Genomic DNA, 16440 nt, shown 5'->3' with positions numbered 1-16440 from the left:
GCACGCCGAGGACGGTCTGCCCAACATGCGGACGGTGTCCGTCTCGATCGCGCTGACCGAGAACTACGACACCAACGGCGGGCTGATGATCATGCCCGGCTCCCACAAGTCGTTCGTCGGCTGCGCGGGTGAGACACCGAAGGACAACTACAAGCGGTCCCTGCAGATGCAGGACGCCGGGATCCCGTCCGACGAGGTACTGACGAAGCTGGCCGACCGGCACGGCATCAAGCTCTTCACCGGCAAGGCCGGCTCGGCGACCTGGTTCGACTGCAACGCCATGCACGGCTCCGGCGACAACATCACCCCCTACGCACGGAGCAACGTCTTCATCGTGTTCAACAGCGTCGACAACACGGCACAGGAACCCTTCGCGGCTCCCGTCCGCCGCCCCGAATTCATCGGGGCACGCGACTTCACACCGGTCAGGTGAGAACACCTACGTAGGCGCCCGGGCCGACCGGCCCGCCGGCTTCGGTCAGAGGCCGGCTGCCGGTCTGCCAGGGCGCTGCGCGTATCCCTTGCCGCCCGGCCGCCGACGCCGCCGGGCGGCAACGCCTGCCCCTCGTGCTGTACAGCCCCCCGTCCGAGCCGTCGGTCCTTCCACCGCGACGTCCCCGGGGGTGCTCACAGTTGGAATCCCTCAGGGTGCGCTGCCGACTGGTCGCGGACGTCTGGGTGCACACCCCCCGCAACGATCCCGGTCCGCCCGAGGCCGACCAGGTGCCGGCCGGCTCACGAGCCGCCGCGACGTCGTCGATGTGATCTGCCACGACCTGGTCGTTTCGTAGCCGCGCTCGCCGAGCTGTACCGGGGGGACTGCCACGCCCGCACAGCCGGCTTGTCGAAGCGGTCTGTGAGCCGGCCCATAGGTCTCAGATCACATACGAAGAGCGGTAGTAGAGGCCGTACCCGGCCTCGCTGGGCTGGAGCGCACCGGTCGGCGTCCTGTCGGTTCCCTGCTACTTAGGCGCGTAGTGATGCCGGACGTTGCCTCCGTCCTGCCATGCCGCTAACCATGGATCGAGTCCACGGGAGCCGGTGCTCCGGACCGGCAGGGTGCCGCCCGTTCCGTACGTACGGAACGCGCCGCGCCCCTTCCGTTCCGCCATCCCCGGCCCCGGGGCTTCCCTGACCCCAGCGCAAGGAGAGTGTTTTATCCGTACGTCCGACCAGTCCCTGGCCCCCGCCGCTCGTACCGCCCGGATCCGCACGTTCTCGGTTTCCGCACTGTGTGCGGCCGGAGCCGCAGCAGCGGCCCTGACCCTTGCCCCGTCGCCCGCACACGCCTCGGAGCCGGCCTCGCACGGTGTCGCCGCGTCGGCCGGGGTATCGGCGGCAGGAGTCTCCGCGCAGGCGGACGCCCTCGCGCAGAAGGCAGCCACGGCAGCCTCAGACAAGGACGACCTGGACGGCTGGATCCGGGAGTCTCTGGAAATCATGCAGGACGAGGGGATCCCGGGCAGCTACGAGGGCCTGCACCGCAACATCATGCGTGAGTCCGGCGGCGACCCCGACGCCTCCAACGGCTGGGACGTGAACGCACAGAACGGCACGCCTTCCAAGGGCCTGCTGCAGGTGATCAAGCCGACCTTCGACGCCTATCACGTCGACGGCACCCCGAAGGACCTGACCGACCCGGTCGCCAACATCACCGCGGCCGCCAACTACGCCGCCGACAAGTACGGCTCCATCGACAACGTCGACTCCGCGTACTGAGCACCGGCCGCACGTCGCGGCTACGCATACAGCGGGAGGGCTACACCTTGTGGGGTGTAGCCCTCCCGCTGTCGCGTGCGGGCGCGAACGCGTTGCCCGAGCACCGGCCCGGCCCGCGATCAGGAGCCCTCACCAGGGTGAAGAGCCTGCCGGGTCGCCGTCCGGGCCGTCGAGGAGCGAGATCCGCACGCGCACGCGTTTGCCCACGGGCTCGCGGCGGACCTCGAAGCTCTGGCAGACCGCGAGGACGATCTCCAGTCCGTGCTGTCCCGCGCGCGTGGGGTCGGCCTGCAGGGTGCCGGGGAGCACGGAGCCCGAGTCCCACATGGTGATGCCCAGCATGTCGCCGTCGATCTCGAGATCCAGCAGGCAGGGCCCCGGCGCGTACTTGCAGACATTGGTGGCGAGCTCACTCACCACCAGCTGTGCGGCACCGAGCGCCCGCGTGGACACGTGCAGACCGGGCAAGGACTGCTGTGCCCCGGACAGGAAATCCCGGACGAAGTCACGGGCGCGGCCGATCTCTCCCGATTCCATGTCGTAGGCGGCACTGCCCGCCACCACGCCCGGGACGGTCACCAGCCCGTCCTGCTCTGTACAGCGGTCTGTCGCCAGCAGTTCCATCACACGTCCCCCGTCAGGTGGCTGCACCACACAGCTCACACAGCGTCCCGCCTACCCGCCCTCTCGTGTTTCAGGCCGGGAAGACAGGAAAGCCCGTCAGCCGGTGAGGCCCAGCGCGCCCGCCGCATGGATCGCCAGTCAGACCTCGGCCAGGGCACCCGTCGAGGCCAGGTCGCGGCGGGCGAGAGTGCCGAAGCGGCGCAACCGGTAGGCGAGGGTGTTCGGGTGGATGTGGAGTGCAGCCGCGGCCGTCTCCGTACGGCGGCCGCACGACCGGGCGGCCCTCTCGTGTCCGCCCGCACCTGGGTGGAGCGCGGATTCAAGAAGTCCGGCTACGGCAAGGACCTCTCCGGGTAAGGCTTCGAGGACTGCACCCGGATCAAGCACGTCATGACATCGCTCTGACGTTCCGGACCCGTCGCCCGGACGACGTCCGGGAACCCGACCTGCGACGCCCGTGGTCCGGGCGTCGCAGGAACGGCTCAGCCCCGAGTTCCCGGCCCCGTCATGAGCCGCCGCAGTGCGCGCACCAGTGCTTCGACGCCGTTCTCCGCCTTGGAGCGGGGGCACCCGACATTGAGGCGCACCCTCCCCGGGGAGCCGTAGGCCGCTCCCGGCATGATGGCGACCTTCTCCACCTCGACGAGCTCGCGCTGCAGGGCGTCGTCGTCGACACCGAGCGGCCGCAGGTCGATCCAGGCGAGATACCCCGCCTGCGGGGGCTCCCAGCCGAGCTGCGGGAACTCCTCGCGTAGGCGGTCGGCGACCATGGCGAGGTTGGCCGCGAGATACGCGCGCAAGGCGTCCAGCCAGAGCGCGCCCTCCCTGTACGCGGCGATGTGGCCGACCAGGGAGAGCACCGCGGGGGAGGAGAGCCCGTCCGCCTCCTTGAGCTGCAGCAGGTAGGCGTCGCGCGATGCCGGATCGCCGATGATCCCGTAACTACCGGTCAGTGCAGGAATGTTGAACGATTTGGACGCCGAGGTGATCACCGCCCACCGGCCCTCGCCACCGAGTCGCGCCCAAGGGCGGTGGACGTGCGGAGCGTGCGCCAGGTCGGAGTGGATCTCATCGCTGATGACAGCCACATCGTGCTCGGCGCACAGCCGCGCCATCCGGTCCAGCTCGTCCGCGGACCAGACCCTGCCCGTCGGGTTGTGCGGAGAGCACAGAAGCAGCACGGCCGTGTCGGGCAGCGCCAGGAGCCGCTCCAGCTCCGCCCAGTCGTCCAGTGGGCACTCGCGGAGCTGTCGCCCGTGCGCGGCCACGGTCCTGGGGAACGCGTCGTACATGGGGGCATGGGCTACCACGCCGTCGCCGGGGCTCGACCACAGCCGCAGCAACTGCGACAACTGGTAGACGACGGAGGGCGCGTAGACCACCGACCCGGGATCGACGGCCGTCGCATGCTGTGTCGCGTACCAGTGGACGATCGCGGAGAGGAAGTCGTCCTGACGCCACCGCGAGTAGCCGAGCACGCCGTGGTCCAGCCGGCCGCGGAGCGCGGCCATGACCTCGGGGGCGGTCTCGAAGTCCATGTCGGAGATCGTGAACGGCAGCAGATCCGGCACGCCGAACCGGTCTTCGACGTAGTCCCACTGCGTGCACCAGGTGCCGTGCCGGTCCACCGGGATTCCGAAGCCGTAGGGATCAGGCACGCTTTCACGAGCCCGGCCGGGGGAGGGGTGACTCATGGTCAGCCCACCGGGATCATGGTGGCGATGGCGTCCTTCACCGACTGGACCTGCGGCCCGATGACGACCTGCACGTTGTGGTCGTCGAGCTTGATCACGCCCACGGCACCGAGCTTCTTCAGCCGGGCCTCGTCCACCTGTCCGGCGTCCAGCACCGTCATGCGAAGACGGGTGATGCAGTTGTCCAACGACCGGATGTTGCCGACGCCACCGATCGCGTCGAGGATGGCGACGGCGTCGTACTTCCCGGCGACCAGTTCGCGTGCGGGCTTCTCCACCACGTCCGCAGCGGCATCCTCGTCCCCTTGCCCGGACTCCTCCTCGCGACCGGGGGTCTTCAGGTCGAAGCGGGTGATCGCCCAGCGGAACAGGAAGTAGTACACGGCGAACCACACGGCCGCGATCACAGGCACCAGATACCACTTGGTCGTCGAGCCCTGGAGCACGCCGAAGACCAGCCAGTCGATGACATTGCCGTCGGTGTTCCCGATGAAGACGCCGAGCGTTGCCGCCGTCAGGAAGCCGAGTCCCACCAGAACCGCGTGGATGGCGTAGAGCCACGGCGCGACGAACAGGAAGAGGAACTCGAGCGGTTCCGTGATGCCGCCGACCACGCAGGCCACCACGCCGGAAACGAGCAGCGCCTTGATCTCCGGGCGCATCTTCCTCTTCGCGCAGTGGTACATCGCCAGCGCGGCACCGGGAAGACCGCCCAGGTAGGCGGCCATCTTGCCCTGCGAGAGGAAGTGCGTCGCGTCGGTGACGGCTGCGTTCGGCGCGCCCGCGCAGTCGAGGTGGGCGTAGAACATGTTCAGGGCCCCGGAGACGTTGTCCCCGCACACAGCTCCCGAACCGCCGACGTCGGTGAACCGGAACATGGCCACGAGGATGTGGTGCAGCCCGATCGGCCGCAGCAGAACCTCTCCCATGCCGAAGAAGAACGGCCCGAGGACGCCGGTGTGCCCGATGCCGCGGCCCACGGCGGTGATCCAGCCGTTGAAGGCCGGCCACACCAGTGGGATGAGCAGACCGAGCACGCTCAGGACGAGAGCGGAGATGATCGGGACGAAGCGCAGCCCGCCGAAGAAGGCCAGTGCGTCAGGCATCCGCTGCGTACGAAAGCGCTGGTGGAGAAGGCTGACAACGATGCCAACGGCTACGGCTCCGAGGAGTCCCGTATCGATGGACTGCACGCCGAGCACCTCGGCTGTGCCGTAGTGCTTGACCGCTTCCTCGTCCTCGAAGTCGACCCCTCTCGCGGTGAGATAAAAGTTCACCGCGAGGTTCATGGCGGCGAAGCCGACGAAACCGGAGAACGCGGCCACGCCCTTGTCCTCACGGGCGAGACCGAGCGGAATCGCCATCGCGAAAAGGACGGGCAGGAAGGTGAAGGCGACCAGACCCGTGTTGGCCATCCAGGTGAATACGAGGTGGAAGCCCTCGGCCTTCAGGAAGGGAAGATTGTCGGTGACGGCCTCGCTGGAGAGCGACGAGCCGATGCCCAGCATGATGCCGCAGAACGCGAGCAGAGCCACCGGGAGCATGAACGTCTTGCCGAGTCCCTGGAGGAATTCCCAGAGTGCGGCCTTGGTCTTCTGCATGTGTACGGAACTTTCGAGCCTGGGGACGGACCCGGGCGCTCGCCGTGGGGATGCGCGGACCCACGGATGGCCGAGCGGCGTGAGGCATGACGCGGGGATCCGGGCCGCCTTCGCACAACGCACCCGAGGATCGCCCGGTGAGCAGCGCCAGGCGGGGCCGTTCCACCGCACGGATCACATCACAGCAGGTCGGCGGCTGTCCATGGCCGCCGGGACGTCGATCCACGTCGCGCGCTGAGGGATCGACGCGGGGAGTGAACCCGCTGTCGCGGGCAGTGACGTACGCCACCGGGTCGCTCGGGCGCAGGGTGTTTGCCGTCGTATCCGCGGGTAAGGGGCTCTGTGATCGCCGGAGTCGACAATCCGGTGGACAGTAGGCGAAAGCTACCGAATGAGGAGGTTCGATGTCCTCGAAGCGACGTCGCAAGAAGAAGGCCCGCCGCAAGAACGGCGCGAACCACGGCAGTCGTCCCCAGTCCTGAGGGCGCGCCGGTCTGTCAGGGGGCGGCACGTGCCGCCCCCTGACGCGTTCCCCGGTCTCAGGTGAGCAACTGGTTGCGGTGAGAGGCGCGGCGGGCGGCGGTCAGCAGGGCTTGGATCTGGGGCCCCGCCTGATCGAGGCGTGCCACGGGCTTCGCGAACGGCAGGCGCAGGTCGCGGTGGGTGGTGGGGTACTCCAAGCGCAGGGTCACGCCGTAGCGGTCGATCGCGAGCGGGAGGACGCGCATCACGCCCTTCTCCGGCTGCGGTTGTGCGAGGCGCAGGAGCAGGGGGACGAGTTCGCCGTGGTCGTCGACGAGATGGGTCAGCATCGCCGCCTCGTTGGTGGCGATGGGATCGGGGGCCGTCTCCTGCAGTGTGTCCAGCGTGACGAAGGCGCGACCCCTGTGGTATTCGATGACCGCTTGGCCGACTCCATGCAGGTGCTTTCCGTGGCCTCGTTGCTGTACCGGGCGAAAGAGGAGGCGCCCGGCGCCAGGCCCCGCTCCAGCCTGATCCAGACGGAAGACCCTAGGCGTCCGTAGCTGTCGGGGGCTGCGCCTGCAGGAGTACGCCGATCTCCTGCGGGGTGAGGCCGGTGAGGTGGGCGATGCGCTGGGTGGGGATGCCCGCGGTCAGTGCGCGGTGCACGAGAGCTTCCCGGTCCTGGGTCGTCTCACGGAAGCCCAGAAGCTCCGCTTCCAGGTCCGCGACCGCCTTCGGAGCGCACTCCCGCTGTACGCGCAGCGCCTCTTCCTCGCTCAGGGGGACGGGCAGGCTTTCGGCATCTGCGGGGATGAGCGTCTCCGCGTCGGAGGGAAGGATCCTGACCTGCTCCGACGAGGCGGAAACCCCGTGCGCCTGCAGCCACCCGTGCACAGCCGGAGTCTCCGCACACGCCAGAGCGCCTACAGCTGCCAGAGCGGCCCCTACCTTGGGGTGGCGGTCGGGGAGCAAGAACAGGCGAGCGTCGTGGTCCATTGCGCAAAGCTACCTTCTCGAGCGCAGCGCAGCGAAACCCGAGTCCGGGGTTCCGTTGCGCTCCGCTCGAGCCGTGCGGTGTCATCGAGAGCGGCGGGAGATGGCAGAGCGGCCAACTCGCTTCCAGCTGACGCACGTTCGTGGCCATACAGGGCCGGACGGAGAGGCGGGCGAGGGCGTCGCGGCGGCCGACAGGCGGAGGTGCGTGGCCGCGTCGTGACAGCTCAGGCCGGTTCGGAGGTGTCCCTGACGGGCGTGTCCTCGACGCGGGAGCCGGGCGCTCCGCGGTTGGCGGCCGCCGGGCTGTGCGCGTGCTGCGGCGGGGCCTCTTCGTCGCCTGCGCCCACACCCGCCTCCGGGGTGCGCAGGACCAGCATGGCGACGTCGTCGCCACTGGGGTCGATGCGCTCCAGAAGCTCGTCGAGGAAGTCCTCGACGTCGCGGTCTGCCAGAGCCGCCGCATGCCGGCGCAGCATGGCGAGGCCGGCCTCGATGTCACGGGTGCGGCTCTCGACGAGCCCGTCGGTGTAGAGCAGGAGAGTCGACCGGGGCGGAAGGTCCGCGTAGGAGTCGGGCCAACTCAGGCCCAGGTGCAGGGCGGAGTTGAGGCCGAGGAGAGGGCCGTGACCCCCTTCGAGGAACCGGGCGTGCCCGTCGGTGGTGACCAGCAGGGGTGGTGGATGGCCCGCATTCACCCATCTGAGCTGCCACGGCCCGCCTTCGGGGCCTTCGATGCGTGCGAAGACGCAGGTGGCCATGGGGGCGTCGCTCGTGTGCGTCATCGCCTCGTCCAGGCGGCGCATGACCAGGCTCGGGGGCTCCGTACGGTCCCAGGCAAGGGCGCGCAACATGTTGCGGACCTCGGCCATGTGGGCGGCGGCCTTGAGATCGTGGCCGACGACGTCTCCGATGACCATGGTCAGGGCACCGTCGCTCAGGAGGAAGGAGTCGTACCAGTCCCCGCCGATCTCCGCGGCGCTCTCGGCCGGCCGGTAGCGGGCCGCCAGGGTGAGGTGGTCGACCTGGGGCAGAGGGGTGAGGAGCTGGCGCTGCATGATCTCGGCGACATGGCGCTGCTGCTCGGACAGTTCGGCGGCTTCCATGACGAGACCGGCGCGGCGCGCGATGTCGGCCAGCACGAAGACCTCGGCCTCCGAGTAGGACGCGTCCGGAGCGACACGGGCCACGGTCAGCGCGCCGAAGACCTGCCGCCGGGTGTGCAGGGGCACCACGACGGCGCAACTGCCGCCCAGCCGGTCGAAGAGGTCCCGGTGGGCGCTCGCGAGCGGACTGTCCGGCTGCTCCGCCAATGCGTGGGCGTCCAGGAAGACGGGCTCGGCGCTCCGCAGCGTCTGGACCGCCGGCGAACGGCTGGATTCGGGCAATGACGGCAACGGGCCCGTGAGCGCTTCCGCCGCTTCCTGGTCGCCGGTGGTACGGACGGTGACGCGGCGCATCTCGCCCGAATGCTCCGCCGTACGGATGTCGACCGCGACCCAGTCGCCCATGTCCGGTACGAGCAGGCCGGCCAGTCTGTTCAGCATCTCCGGCGTGTCCAGGGCGGAGATGAGGACCTTGGAGACCTCCGCCACCATCGTCAGCCGGGCGGTGAGCCCTTCCAGGGCGGCGAGGTACGCCGCGGTCTGCTCGGCGGCGTCACGATGCAGACTGAAATCGTGGAAGACGATCACCGCGCCTTCCGGCCGCCCCTCGTGCCGCAGGGGAGTGGCCGCCCAGATGACCGGCACGAGACTGCCGTCCCCGCGGAGGAAGAGTTCCTCGCTCCCCTCGACCGGTTGGTCACTCTCCAGCACGGTCAGCGGACCGCTCTCGCTCCGCGGGATCGTGTCACCGTCCCGTCGGCGGCGCAGCAGATCATGCATGTCGTGACCCAGCATCTGCTCCTTCCGGCGGCCGAGGAGCTGCTCGGCGCGCGGATTGCACGAGGTGAGCCGGCCGGTGGTGTCGACCACGAACACCCCCGCCCCCAGGTTGTCGAACACCGCGCGCATGAAGCCGACCTCGAGCAGCCCGTCCGCAGACCTCATCGGGCTTCCCCGGCCGTCCTCGGACGGACCGCTCCGCCCGTGCCCGCCCCCGGCACGCTCTCGGGACCGCACGGCGTGGGCATGTGCGCGAACGGCACGTGATCCGCTGCCGGAAACGCGGTCTGGGAGGTCATGAGCTCATGCCTTCCGCTTCGTGGTCACAGCCGCGCCCGGTCCGGCCGGCGACGAGGCCGGACGGCACCCGCGGCGCCAGAGCTTCTGTTCATCATTCATCCGGCGCTCCTGTTCCGCCGCTCGGGAGGGGCCCCCGGCCGCCGGGTTCGGCGCCCGGGGGTTCACCGCCCGCCGGCAACCGCGGCGACGGTTCGCCGCACAGCCGGCCGCGGACGGAAGGCCCGGGTCACCTCTCCAGCACCAGTGCGGAGCCCTGGCCCACGCCGATGCACAGCGTCGCCACGCCGACCCCGGACCCTGCGGCCTTGAGCTGGTGGGCGATGGAGCCCGCGAGGCGGGCTCCCGAGGCGCCGAGCGGGTGGCCGATCGCGATCGCTCCGCCGCGCGGATTGAGCACGGACGGGTCGAGGTCGGGCCACTCCGCGACGCAGCCCAGGACCTGCGCGGCGAAGGCCTCGTTGAGTTCCAGTGCCGTGAGCTCGGCGAAGCTCCTGCCCGCCCGGCCCAGGGCCCTGTTCACGGCTTCCACGGGAGCGAGCCCGAAGTAGTGGGGCTCGTTGGCGGACACCGCGGAGGCCGTGATCCGGGCCAGGGGTTCGCGGCCGGTGGCCCGCAGGCCCTCCTCGTCGGCCAGCAGCAGGGCAGCCGCACCGTCGTTGAGCGGGGAGGAGTTGCCCGCGGTGACCGTGCCGTCCTCCGTACGGAAGGACGGGCGGAGCTTGGCCAGGGCTTCCAGCGACGTGTCGTCCCTGATGCACTCGTCCCGGTCGACGACGAGCGGGTCGCCCTTGCGGCGCGGAATGGTCACGGGCGCGATCTCGCCGTCGAACAGCCCCGCTGCCCGGGCGGCCGAGGCCTTCCGGTGCGAGGCCAGAGCGAACTCGTCCTGCTGTTCACGGCTGATGGAGTGTTTCTCGGCGATCAGTTCGGCGCTCTCGCCGAGCGGCACCGTCCACTGCGGGTCCATCCGTGGGTTGACCATGCGCCAGCCCAGAGTGGTCGAGTACATCTCGGTGTGCCCGGCCGGAAAGGCGCGGTCGCTCTTGGGCAGGACGTACGGGGCGCGGGTCATCGACTCGACACCGCCGGCGACGACGAGCGAGTGGTCCCCCAGAGCCACGGCGCGCGCAGCGTGCACGACGGCTTCGAGGCCCGAGGCGCAGAGCCGGTTGACGGTCACGCCGGGAACGGAGACCGGCAGGCCCGCGAGGAGCGCGGCCATCCTGCCGACGTTGCGGTTCTCCTCGCCCGCGCCGTTGGCGTTGCCGAGCACCACGTCACCGATGCGTGAGGGGTCGAGTTCCGGCGTGCGGTCGAGCAGCGCGCGGATGGTGTGCGCGGCGAGGTCGTCCGGCCGCACCTGTGCGAGCGCCCCGTTGTACCTGCCGATCGGGGTGCGGACGGCGTCGACGATGTACACGTCGCGGGGACGGAAGCTCATGACGCGATCCTTTCGGCGGTACGGACCGGAGCGGCGGTCCGCTCCAGAACTTCAGCGGTACTCACCCCGGGGGCGGTCTCCACCAGGACCAGGCCGTCGTCGGTCACGTCGAGGACGGCGAGGTCCGTGATGATCCGGTGGACGCACGCCTTGCCGGTGAGCGGCAGGGTGCACTCCTCGACGATCTTCGGGCTGCCGTCCTTCGCGGTGTGCGTCATGGTCACGATGACGCGGCGGGCCCCGTGCACCAGGTCCATGGCGCCGCCGATGCCGGTCACCATCTTCCCCGGGACCGCCCAGTTGGCGAGGTCGCCCCGGGCCGAGACCTCCATGGCCCCGAGTACGGCGGCGTCGATGTGACCGCCGCGGATCATGCCGAAGGAGAGAGCGGAGTCGAAGAACGACGCCCCCGGCCGGACGGTCACCGTCTCCTTGCCCGCGTTGATCAGATCGGGGTCGACGTCCTCGTCGTACGGGAAGGCGCCGGTGCCCAGGATTCCGTTCTCGGACTCCAGGACGACGTGCACGTCCTCGGGGAGGTGGTTCGGGATCAGCGTCGGCAGCCCGATGCCGAGGTTGACGTACTCGCCGTCGCGCAGTTCCGCGGCCGCCCTGGCGGCCATCTCGTTCCGGTTCCAGGCCATCAGTCCCGTGCCTCCCGCTCCGTGATCGTCCGCTTCTCGACCTTCTTGTCCACGGCCTGCCCGGGGGTCAGCGCGACCACCCGCTGTACGAAGACGCCCGGCAGGTGCACGTGGTCCGGGTCGATCTCGCCCGGCTCGACCAGCTCCTCGACCTCGGCGACTGTGATGCGGCCGGCCATCGCGGCGAGCGGATTGAAGTTGCGAGCGGACTTGTTGAAGACCAGGTTGCCGTGCCGGTCGCCCTTCGCCGCCCTGACGAGGGCGAAGTCGGTGCGGATGCTGTGCTCCAGGACGAATTCCGTGCCGGCGAAGTCGCGGACCTCCTTGGCGGGTGAGGCCACCGCCACGCCGCCCTCACCGTCGTAGCGCCAGGGGAGCCCGCCGTCGGCGACCTGCGTGCCCACGCCGGCGGGGGTGTAGAACGCGGGTATCCCGGCCCCGCCGGCCCGTAGTCGCTCGGCCAGAGTGCCCTGCGGGATCAGTTCGAGCTCGAGTTCGCCCCCGAGGTACTGCCGGGCGAACTCCTTGTTCCCGCCGATGTACGAGCCCGTCACCCGGCTGATCCGGCCGGCGGAGAGGAGCACCGCGAGGCCGGAGTCCATCGCTCCGCAGTTGTTCGAAACGACGCCGAGCCCGCTGACGCCGCTCGCGTACAGGGCATCGATCAACACGTTCGGCACACCGCTGAGGCCGAAGCCCCCCACCGCCACCGACGCGCCGTCCGGCACGTCGGCGACGGCCAGTGCCGCCGACGCGACCACCTTGTCCATGAAACCGCCCACCCCTTAGCGTTCGCATAGTGAAATTTCCTTCACTAGGATCGAGTCTGGCGCCCGGATCGGAGCCCTGTCAACGGGCCTGCGAACCTATGGGCACACCCGACGGGAGAACAGATGCCACCGACCAGCCCCGACAGGCCCGGCACACCGGCCCCCGCGGAGGCCGTCGCACCGCTCATGCGCGGCATCTCCGTGCTGCGCCGGCTGACCGACGCGGACGGCTCCCTCAGCCTCAGCGACCTGGAACGCGCCACCGGACTCGCCCGCTCCACCGTCGACCGTGTCACGCTCACCCTCGCTCGCACGGGATACGTGCGCCTCGACGGCCGGACCGTCACCCTCGCGCCGCGCCTGATGGAGCTGGGCAACGCCTACCTGTCCTCGGTCCGCTTTCCCCGCCTCCTCGGTGACCTGGTGGACGCGCTCGCCGACGAACTCGACGAGTCCGTCTCGCTGGCGGTGCCCGACGGCGAGGACGTCCGCTTCGTGCACCAGGCCACCCGCCGCCGTGCGATGTCCCTGAGCTTCCGCATCGGCGACCTGCTGCCCGCGGAACGCACCGCCCCGGGCACGGTCCTCGCCACCCTCTGGGGGGCCGGGCAATGGCAGGCATGGCGGGAGAGGCGGGCCGCAGACCCCGACGGCGCCGGCTTCCCGTCCCTGCCGCGTCGCAGCCGCCCGGCCGACGACCTCTTCGAGGACCGCGTGGACGCGGCACGGGCCGACGGCTGGGCGCTGGACGACCAGTTGATCGAACCCGGCCTCCTGGCCCTCGCCGTACCTGTACGGGACCCCGCCGGAGGCATCGCGTGCGTGCTCAGCGTGGTCAGTCACACCAGCCGGCACAGTGCGCAGGGCCTCCGCGACAGCCTGCTGCCCCGGCTGCGCGATGCCGCGGCGGCCATGGAATGCCGGCTGCGTGACGCCCCTCCCGGCGGCACCGCACCGGCCCCGGGGCCCCTCGCCTCATGGACGGCGGCCTCGAAGCAGGAACTGGGGCGGGAGTTCGTCGAGTCCCTCGCCAGGGGCCTCACCGTCATCACCGCCTTCGGCGACACCGGCGACGCCCTGACGCTCAGCGCGGTCGCCCGTGCCACCGGCCTGTCCCGCGCCTCCGCACGCCGCGCGCTGATCACCCTCGAACACCTCGGCTACGTAGCGGTCGACCAGCGTGAACACCGGCTGACACCCCGTGTCCTGGCGCTCGGATATCCGCCGCTCTCCCGCATCACTCTGCCGGGGATCGCCGAACCGCACCTCGCCGCCCTGGCGGGGCGGATCCATGAATCCACGTCCCTCGCAGTCCTCGTGGACGACTCGGTGCAGTACGTGGCGCGTGCCGCCACCCACCGCATCATGAACGTCAACATCACCGTCGGCACCCGCTTCCCCGCCTACGCGACCTCGCTCGGACGAGTCCTGCTTGCGGACCTGCCCGCCGCCGGACTGGGGCCCCTCCTCGACCACGCGGAGCTGCGCCCGCTCGCCCCCCACACCCTCACCCGCCGTGCCGAACTCGAGGCCGTGCTCGAACGCGTACGCGCCGAGGGGTACGCCCTGGTCGACGAGGAACTGGAGGCGGGCCTGCGCTCGATCGCCGTACCCGTGCGGGACCGTGCCGGCACCGCGGTCGCCGCCATCAACGTCGCCATGCACAGCAGCAGCCGGACGATCGAGGAGTGCCTGGAGCAGGTGCTGCCCCAAGTCCGCCTCACCGCGGGCAACATCGAGGCCGAACTGCACACCGCGGCCCGTTTCGCCCACGTCGCGGTGATGTGAGCCCAAGAGGCCCCGGAGCGTCGAGGAGGTCCAGCCCGACGACGGAGACACCGGTGGGGCCTGCCGGCCACCGGCGGGGGTAGGCGACCGGACGGCGGGGTACGCGCCTCGCACCCGCTCCTTGGCTGCACCGCGAGATACCTGCCGCGCAGCCGAGCCCGCTCCGGGTGCGGAGGGCGACGCGGGAACGGAGGATGCGAGGGTGGCGAGCCGCGCCGGCCGGCCCCGTCGTACCGAGAAGCGACATCCGAGGGAGACAACACCATGGCGCCCGAGCGATCCTCTTCCGGCAGCACCGCGTCCCGCGACCCCGGGCTCGCCCTCCCCGTGGCCGGGCGGGCCGGGTGGAGCGACGTGGACCTGCGCGCGGTGGACACCGTACGGGTGCTCGCCGCGGACGCCGTACAGAAGACCGGCAACGGCCACCCCGGTACGGCGATGAGTCTGGCGCCGCTCGCCTACCTGCTGTTCCAGCAGGTCATGCGGCACGACCCCGCAGACGACCAGTGGCTGGGCAGGGACCGTTTCGTCCTCTCGTGCGGCCACACCAGCCTCACCCTCTACATCCAGCTCTACCTGGCCGGCTACGGCCTGGAGATGGACGATCTGAAGGCGCTGCGGACCTGGGACTCGGCGACACCCGGCCACCCGGAGTACCGGCACACCCGCGGCGTCGAGATCACCACGGGCCCGCTGGGCCAGGGGATGGGCGCCGCTGTGGGGATGGCGATGGCGGCACGCAGGGAGAGGGGACTGCTCGACCCGGACGCCGCGCCGGGCGCCAGCCCCTTCGACCACCACGTGTACGTGCTGGCGTCCGACGGCGACATGATGGAGGGAGTCGCGTCCGAGGCCGCGTCGCTGGCCGGCCATCAGAGGCTGGGCAACCTGATCGCGTTCTACGACTCCAACCACATCTCCATCGAGGACGACACCGACATCTCCTTCAGCGAGGACGTGCCGGCCCGCTTCGCCGCGTACGGCTGGCACGTGCAGACCGTGGACTGGACCCGTACGGGCGACTACGTCGAGGACGTCGACGCACTGCTCGCCGCGATCGAGACCGCGAGGGCGGAGCAGGACCGGCCCTCGATGATCATGCTGCGCACGATCATCGGCTGGCCCGCACCGACGAAGAGGAACACCGGCAAGGCCCACGGGGCGGCCCTGGGGGACGAGGAGGTCGCCGGAACCAAGCGGCTCCTCGGCTTCGACCCCGAGTCGTACTTCCCCGTCGAGGACGAGGTCCTCGCCCACACCCGGGCGGTCGGGGAACGGGGCAAGGACGCGCGGGACCGCTGGCAGCGGACCTACGAGGACTGGCGCACCGCCAGCCCGGAGCGGGCGGCCCTGCTGGACCGGCTGCGGGAACAGGAACTGCCCGACGGCTGGACCGACGCCCTGCCCGACTTCCCGGCCGACGCGAAGGGCATGGCCACCCGCAAGGCGTCCGGCCAAGTGCTCACCGCTCTCGCACCGGTCCTGCCCGAGCTGTGGGGCGGCTCCGCGGACCTCGCGGGCAGCAACAACACGACCATGGACGGCGAGCCCTCGTTCGTCCCCGCCGACCGGCAGACGACCGAGTTCGCCGGAGGCCCCTACGGGCGGACCCTGCACTTCGGCATCCGTGAGCACGCCATGGGCGCCGTACTCAACGGCATCGCGCTGCAGAGCCTGACACGCCCCTACGGCGGCACGTTCCTCACGTTCAGCGACTACATGCGTCCCGCGGTGCGCCTCGCCGCCCTGATGAAGCTGCCCGCCACCTACGTGTGGACCCACGACTCGATCGGACTGGGCGAGGACGGTCCCACCCACCAGCCCGTCGAACACCTGGCCGCCCTGCGCGCGATCCCCGGCCTCGACGTCGTACGTCCCGGCGACGCAAACGAGACCACCACATGCTGGCGGACGATCCTGGAGCACACCGACCGCCCCGCCGGTCTCGTCCTGACCCGGCAGAACCTTCCGGTGCTCGACCGCGCCGACGGTGTCCACGCCCCGGCCGCGGAAGCGGCACGCGGCGCGTACGTCCTCGTGGAGGCTTCCGGAACCGCCCCCGACGTCATCCTCGTGGCGACGGGGTCCGAGGTCCACATCGCTCTCGACGCCCGCAAACTGCTGGTCGACGAGGGGCTGGCCGTACGGGTGGTCTCGATGCCCTGCCGCGAATGGTTCGCCGAGCAGCCGCTGTCCTACCAGGACGAGGTGCTGCCGCCCGACGTACGCGCCCGCGTCAGCGTCGAGGCCGCCGTCGGCCAGGGCTGGCGCGAGGTGGTCGGCGACGCCGGCCGGATCGTCAGCCTGGAGCACTACGGCGCTTCCGCCGACTACGAGCGGCTGTACGAGGAGTTCGGCATCACCGCCGAAGCGGTCGCCGCAGCCGCCCGCGCCAGCATCCGCGACGCGGTGGAGCCCCCCAGGCCGGGCGGACGGAGGACCTGAGGGCCCGGACCGCCCCGCCGCCTGCCGGGGACAACGAGTCCGACGAGGTGACAGCCGCACCGGCGGACTA

The 16440-nt window shown here is 70.6% G+C and carries 14 protein-coding genes and 1 pseudogene; 5 read left to right on the top strand and 10 right to left on the bottom strand.

Going from position 1 to position 16440, the window contains the following annotated elements:
- Positions 1 to 433, top strand: a 433-nt coding sequence (locus BFF76_RS20925) for a phytanoyl-CoA dioxygenase family protein (RefSeq protein WP_208604864.1), incomplete at its 5' end; no start/stop codon positions are given.
- A gap of 746 nt (positions 434 to 1179) precedes the next feature.
- The gene (locus BFF76_RS20920; RefSeq protein ID WP_031100188.1) at positions 1180 to 1719 is read left to right on the top strand and encodes a transglycosylase SLT domain-containing protein; all 540 of its coding nucleotides are present in this window, start codon (positions 1180 to 1182) and stop codon (positions 1717 to 1719) included.
- A 129-nt stretch (positions 1720 to 1848) separates the two neighbouring features.
- Here BFF76_RS20920 and BFF76_RS20915 read toward each other — a convergent pair whose 3' ends face one another.
- From BFF76_RS20915 to malX, 4 genes are all read right to left on the bottom strand, one after another.
- The gene (locus BFF76_RS20915) at positions 1849 to 2343 is read right to left on the bottom strand and encodes an ATP-binding protein (protein WP_065848825.1); all 495 of its coding nucleotides are present in this window, start codon (positions 2341 to 2343) and stop codon (positions 1849 to 1851) included.
- A 138-nt stretch (positions 2344 to 2481) separates the two neighbouring features.
- Positions 2482 to 2730: a helix-turn-helix domain-containing protein gene (locus BFF76_RS33950; RefSeq protein ID WP_244167314.1), complete on the bottom strand. Its 249-nt coding sequence runs from the start codon at positions 2728 to 2730 to the stop codon at positions 2482 to 2484.
- Positions 2731 to 2825: 95 nt separating this feature from the next.
- A complete protein-coding gene (locus BFF76_RS20910; protein ID WP_065848824.1) occupies positions 2826 to 4037 on the bottom strand; it encodes a MalY/PatB family protein in 1212 nt (403 codons plus the stop codon).
- A 2-nt stretch (positions 4038 to 4039) separates the two neighbouring features.
- A complete protein-coding gene (gene malX / locus BFF76_RS20905; protein ID WP_065848823.1) occupies positions 4040 to 5638 on the bottom strand; it encodes a maltose/glucose-specific PTS transporter subunit IIBC in 1599 nt (532 codons plus the stop codon).
- Between the two features lie 404 nt (positions 5639 to 6042).
- Here malX and BFF76_RS34725 point away from each other — a divergent pair, with 404 nt between their 5' ends.
- The gene (locus BFF76_RS34725; RefSeq protein ID WP_370443954.1) at positions 6043 to 6120 is read left to right on the top strand and encodes a 50S ribosomal protein bL37; all 78 of its coding nucleotides are present in this window, start codon (positions 6043 to 6045) and stop codon (positions 6118 to 6120) included.
- 57 nt (positions 6121 to 6177) lie between these two features.
- On the opposite strand, the pseudogene BFF76_RS20900 reads toward BFF76_RS34725, so the two are convergent.
- The 6 genes and pseudogenes from BFF76_RS20900 to BFF76_RS20875 form a co-directional block, all read right to left on the bottom strand.
- A pseudogene (locus BFF76_RS20900) lies at positions 6178 to 6593 on the bottom strand (DUF2470 domain-containing protein); the annotation flags it as partial.
- Between the two features lie 56 nt (positions 6594 to 6649).
- The gene (locus BFF76_RS20895) at positions 6650 to 7099 is read right to left on the bottom strand and encodes a DUF6003 family protein (RefSeq protein WP_031100197.1); all 450 of its coding nucleotides are present in this window, start codon (positions 7097 to 7099) and stop codon (positions 6650 to 6652) included.
- Between the two features lie 224 nt (positions 7100 to 7323).
- Positions 7324 to 9147 (bottom strand): SpoIIE family protein phosphatase, encoded by a 1824-nt coding sequence (locus BFF76_RS20890; RefSeq protein WP_065848822.1) that lies wholly within the window; start codon positions 9145 to 9147, stop codon positions 7324 to 7326.
- A gap of 361 nt (positions 9148 to 9508) precedes the next feature.
- Positions 9509 to 10723: a thiolase family protein gene (locus tag BFF76_RS20885; protein WP_031100200.1), complete on the bottom strand. Its 1215-nt coding sequence runs from the start codon at positions 10721 to 10723 to the stop codon at positions 9509 to 9511.
- Positions 10720 to 11367 carry a CoA transferase subunit B gene (locus BFF76_RS20880; protein WP_031100202.1) on the bottom strand — a complete coding sequence of 216 codons (648 nt, stop codon included), beginning with the start codon at positions 11365 to 11367 and terminating at the stop codon, positions 10720 to 10722. Before BFF76_RS20880 ends, BFF76_RS20885 begins: the two co-directional genes overlap by 4 nt.
- A complete protein-coding gene (locus tag BFF76_RS20875) occupies positions 11367 to 12137 on the bottom strand; it encodes a CoA transferase subunit A (RefSeq protein ID WP_031100204.1) in 771 nt (256 codons plus the stop codon). The genes BFF76_RS20880 and BFF76_RS20875 overlap by 1 nt, the downstream gene beginning before the upstream one ends.
- 123 nt (positions 12138 to 12260) lie before the next feature.
- Here BFF76_RS20875 and BFF76_RS20870 point away from each other — a divergent pair, with 123 nt between their 5' ends.
- Both BFF76_RS20870 and tkt read left to right on the top strand, forming a co-directional pair.
- Positions 12261 to 13925: an IclR family transcriptional regulator domain-containing protein gene (locus BFF76_RS20870; RefSeq protein ID WP_065848821.1), complete on the top strand. Its 1665-nt coding sequence runs from the start codon at positions 12261 to 12263 to the stop codon at positions 13923 to 13925.
- Positions 13926 to 14189: 264 nt separating this feature from the next.
- On the top strand, positions 14190 to 16370 hold the full coding sequence (tkt, locus tag BFF76_RS20865; RefSeq protein ID WP_031100209.1) for a transketolase: 2181 nt from the start codon (positions 14190 to 14192) through the stop codon (positions 16368 to 16370).
- The last annotated feature ends 70 nt before the right edge of the window (positions 16371 to 16440 follow it).

Origin of the sequence: Streptomyces mutomycini (assembly GCF_001700505.1) — a bacterium.
In the GTDB taxonomy this organism is placed as follows: domain Bacteria; phylum Actinomycetota; class Actinomycetes; order Streptomycetales; family Streptomycetaceae; genus Streptomyces; species Streptomyces mutomycini.
This window is presented reverse-complemented; position numbering and strand designations above follow the sequence as displayed.

Excerpts from the sequence above, each read along its gene's own strand:
- BFF76_RS20915 (WP_065848825.1), bottom strand. The coding sequence starts at position 2,343 with ATGGAACTGCTGGCGACAGACCGCTGTACAGAGCAGGACGGGCTGGTG.
- BFF76_RS20910 (WP_065848824.1), bottom strand. The coding sequence starts at position 4,037 with ATGAGTCACCCCTCCCCCGGCCGGGCTCGTGAAAGCGTGCCTGATCCC.
- malX (WP_065848823.1), bottom strand. The coding sequence starts at position 5,638 with ATGCAGAAGACCAAGGCCGCACTCTGGGAATTCCTCCAGGGACTCGGC.
- BFF76_RS34725 (WP_370443954.1), top strand. The coding sequence starts at position 6,043 with ATGTCCTCGAAGCGACGTCGCAAGAAGAAGGCCCGCCGCAAGAACGGC.
- BFF76_RS20895 (WP_031100197.1), bottom strand. The coding sequence starts at position 7,099 with ATGGACCACGACGCTCGCCTGTTCTTGCTCCCCGACCGCCACCCCAAG.
- BFF76_RS20890 (WP_065848822.1), bottom strand. The coding sequence starts at position 9,147 with ATGAGGTCTGCGGACGGGCTGCTCGAGGTCGGCTTCATGCGCGCGGTG.
- BFF76_RS20885 (WP_031100200.1), bottom strand. The coding sequence starts at position 10,723 with ATGAGCTTCCGTCCCCGCGACGTGTACATCGTCGACGCCGTCCGCACC.
- BFF76_RS20880 (WP_031100202.1), bottom strand. The coding sequence starts at position 11,367 with ATGGCCTGGAACCGGAACGAGATGGCCGCCAGGGCGGCCGCGGAACTG.
- BFF76_RS20875 (WP_031100204.1), bottom strand. The coding sequence starts at position 12,137 with ATGGACAAGGTGGTCGCGTCGGCGGCACTGGCCGTCGCCGACGTGCCG.
- BFF76_RS20870 (WP_065848821.1), top strand. The coding sequence starts at position 12,261 with ATGCCACCGACCAGCCCCGACAGGCCCGGCACACCGGCCCCCGCGGAG.
- tkt (WP_031100209.1), top strand. The coding sequence starts at position 14,190 with ATGGCGCCCGAGCGATCCTCTTCCGGCAGCACCGCGTCCCGCGACCCC.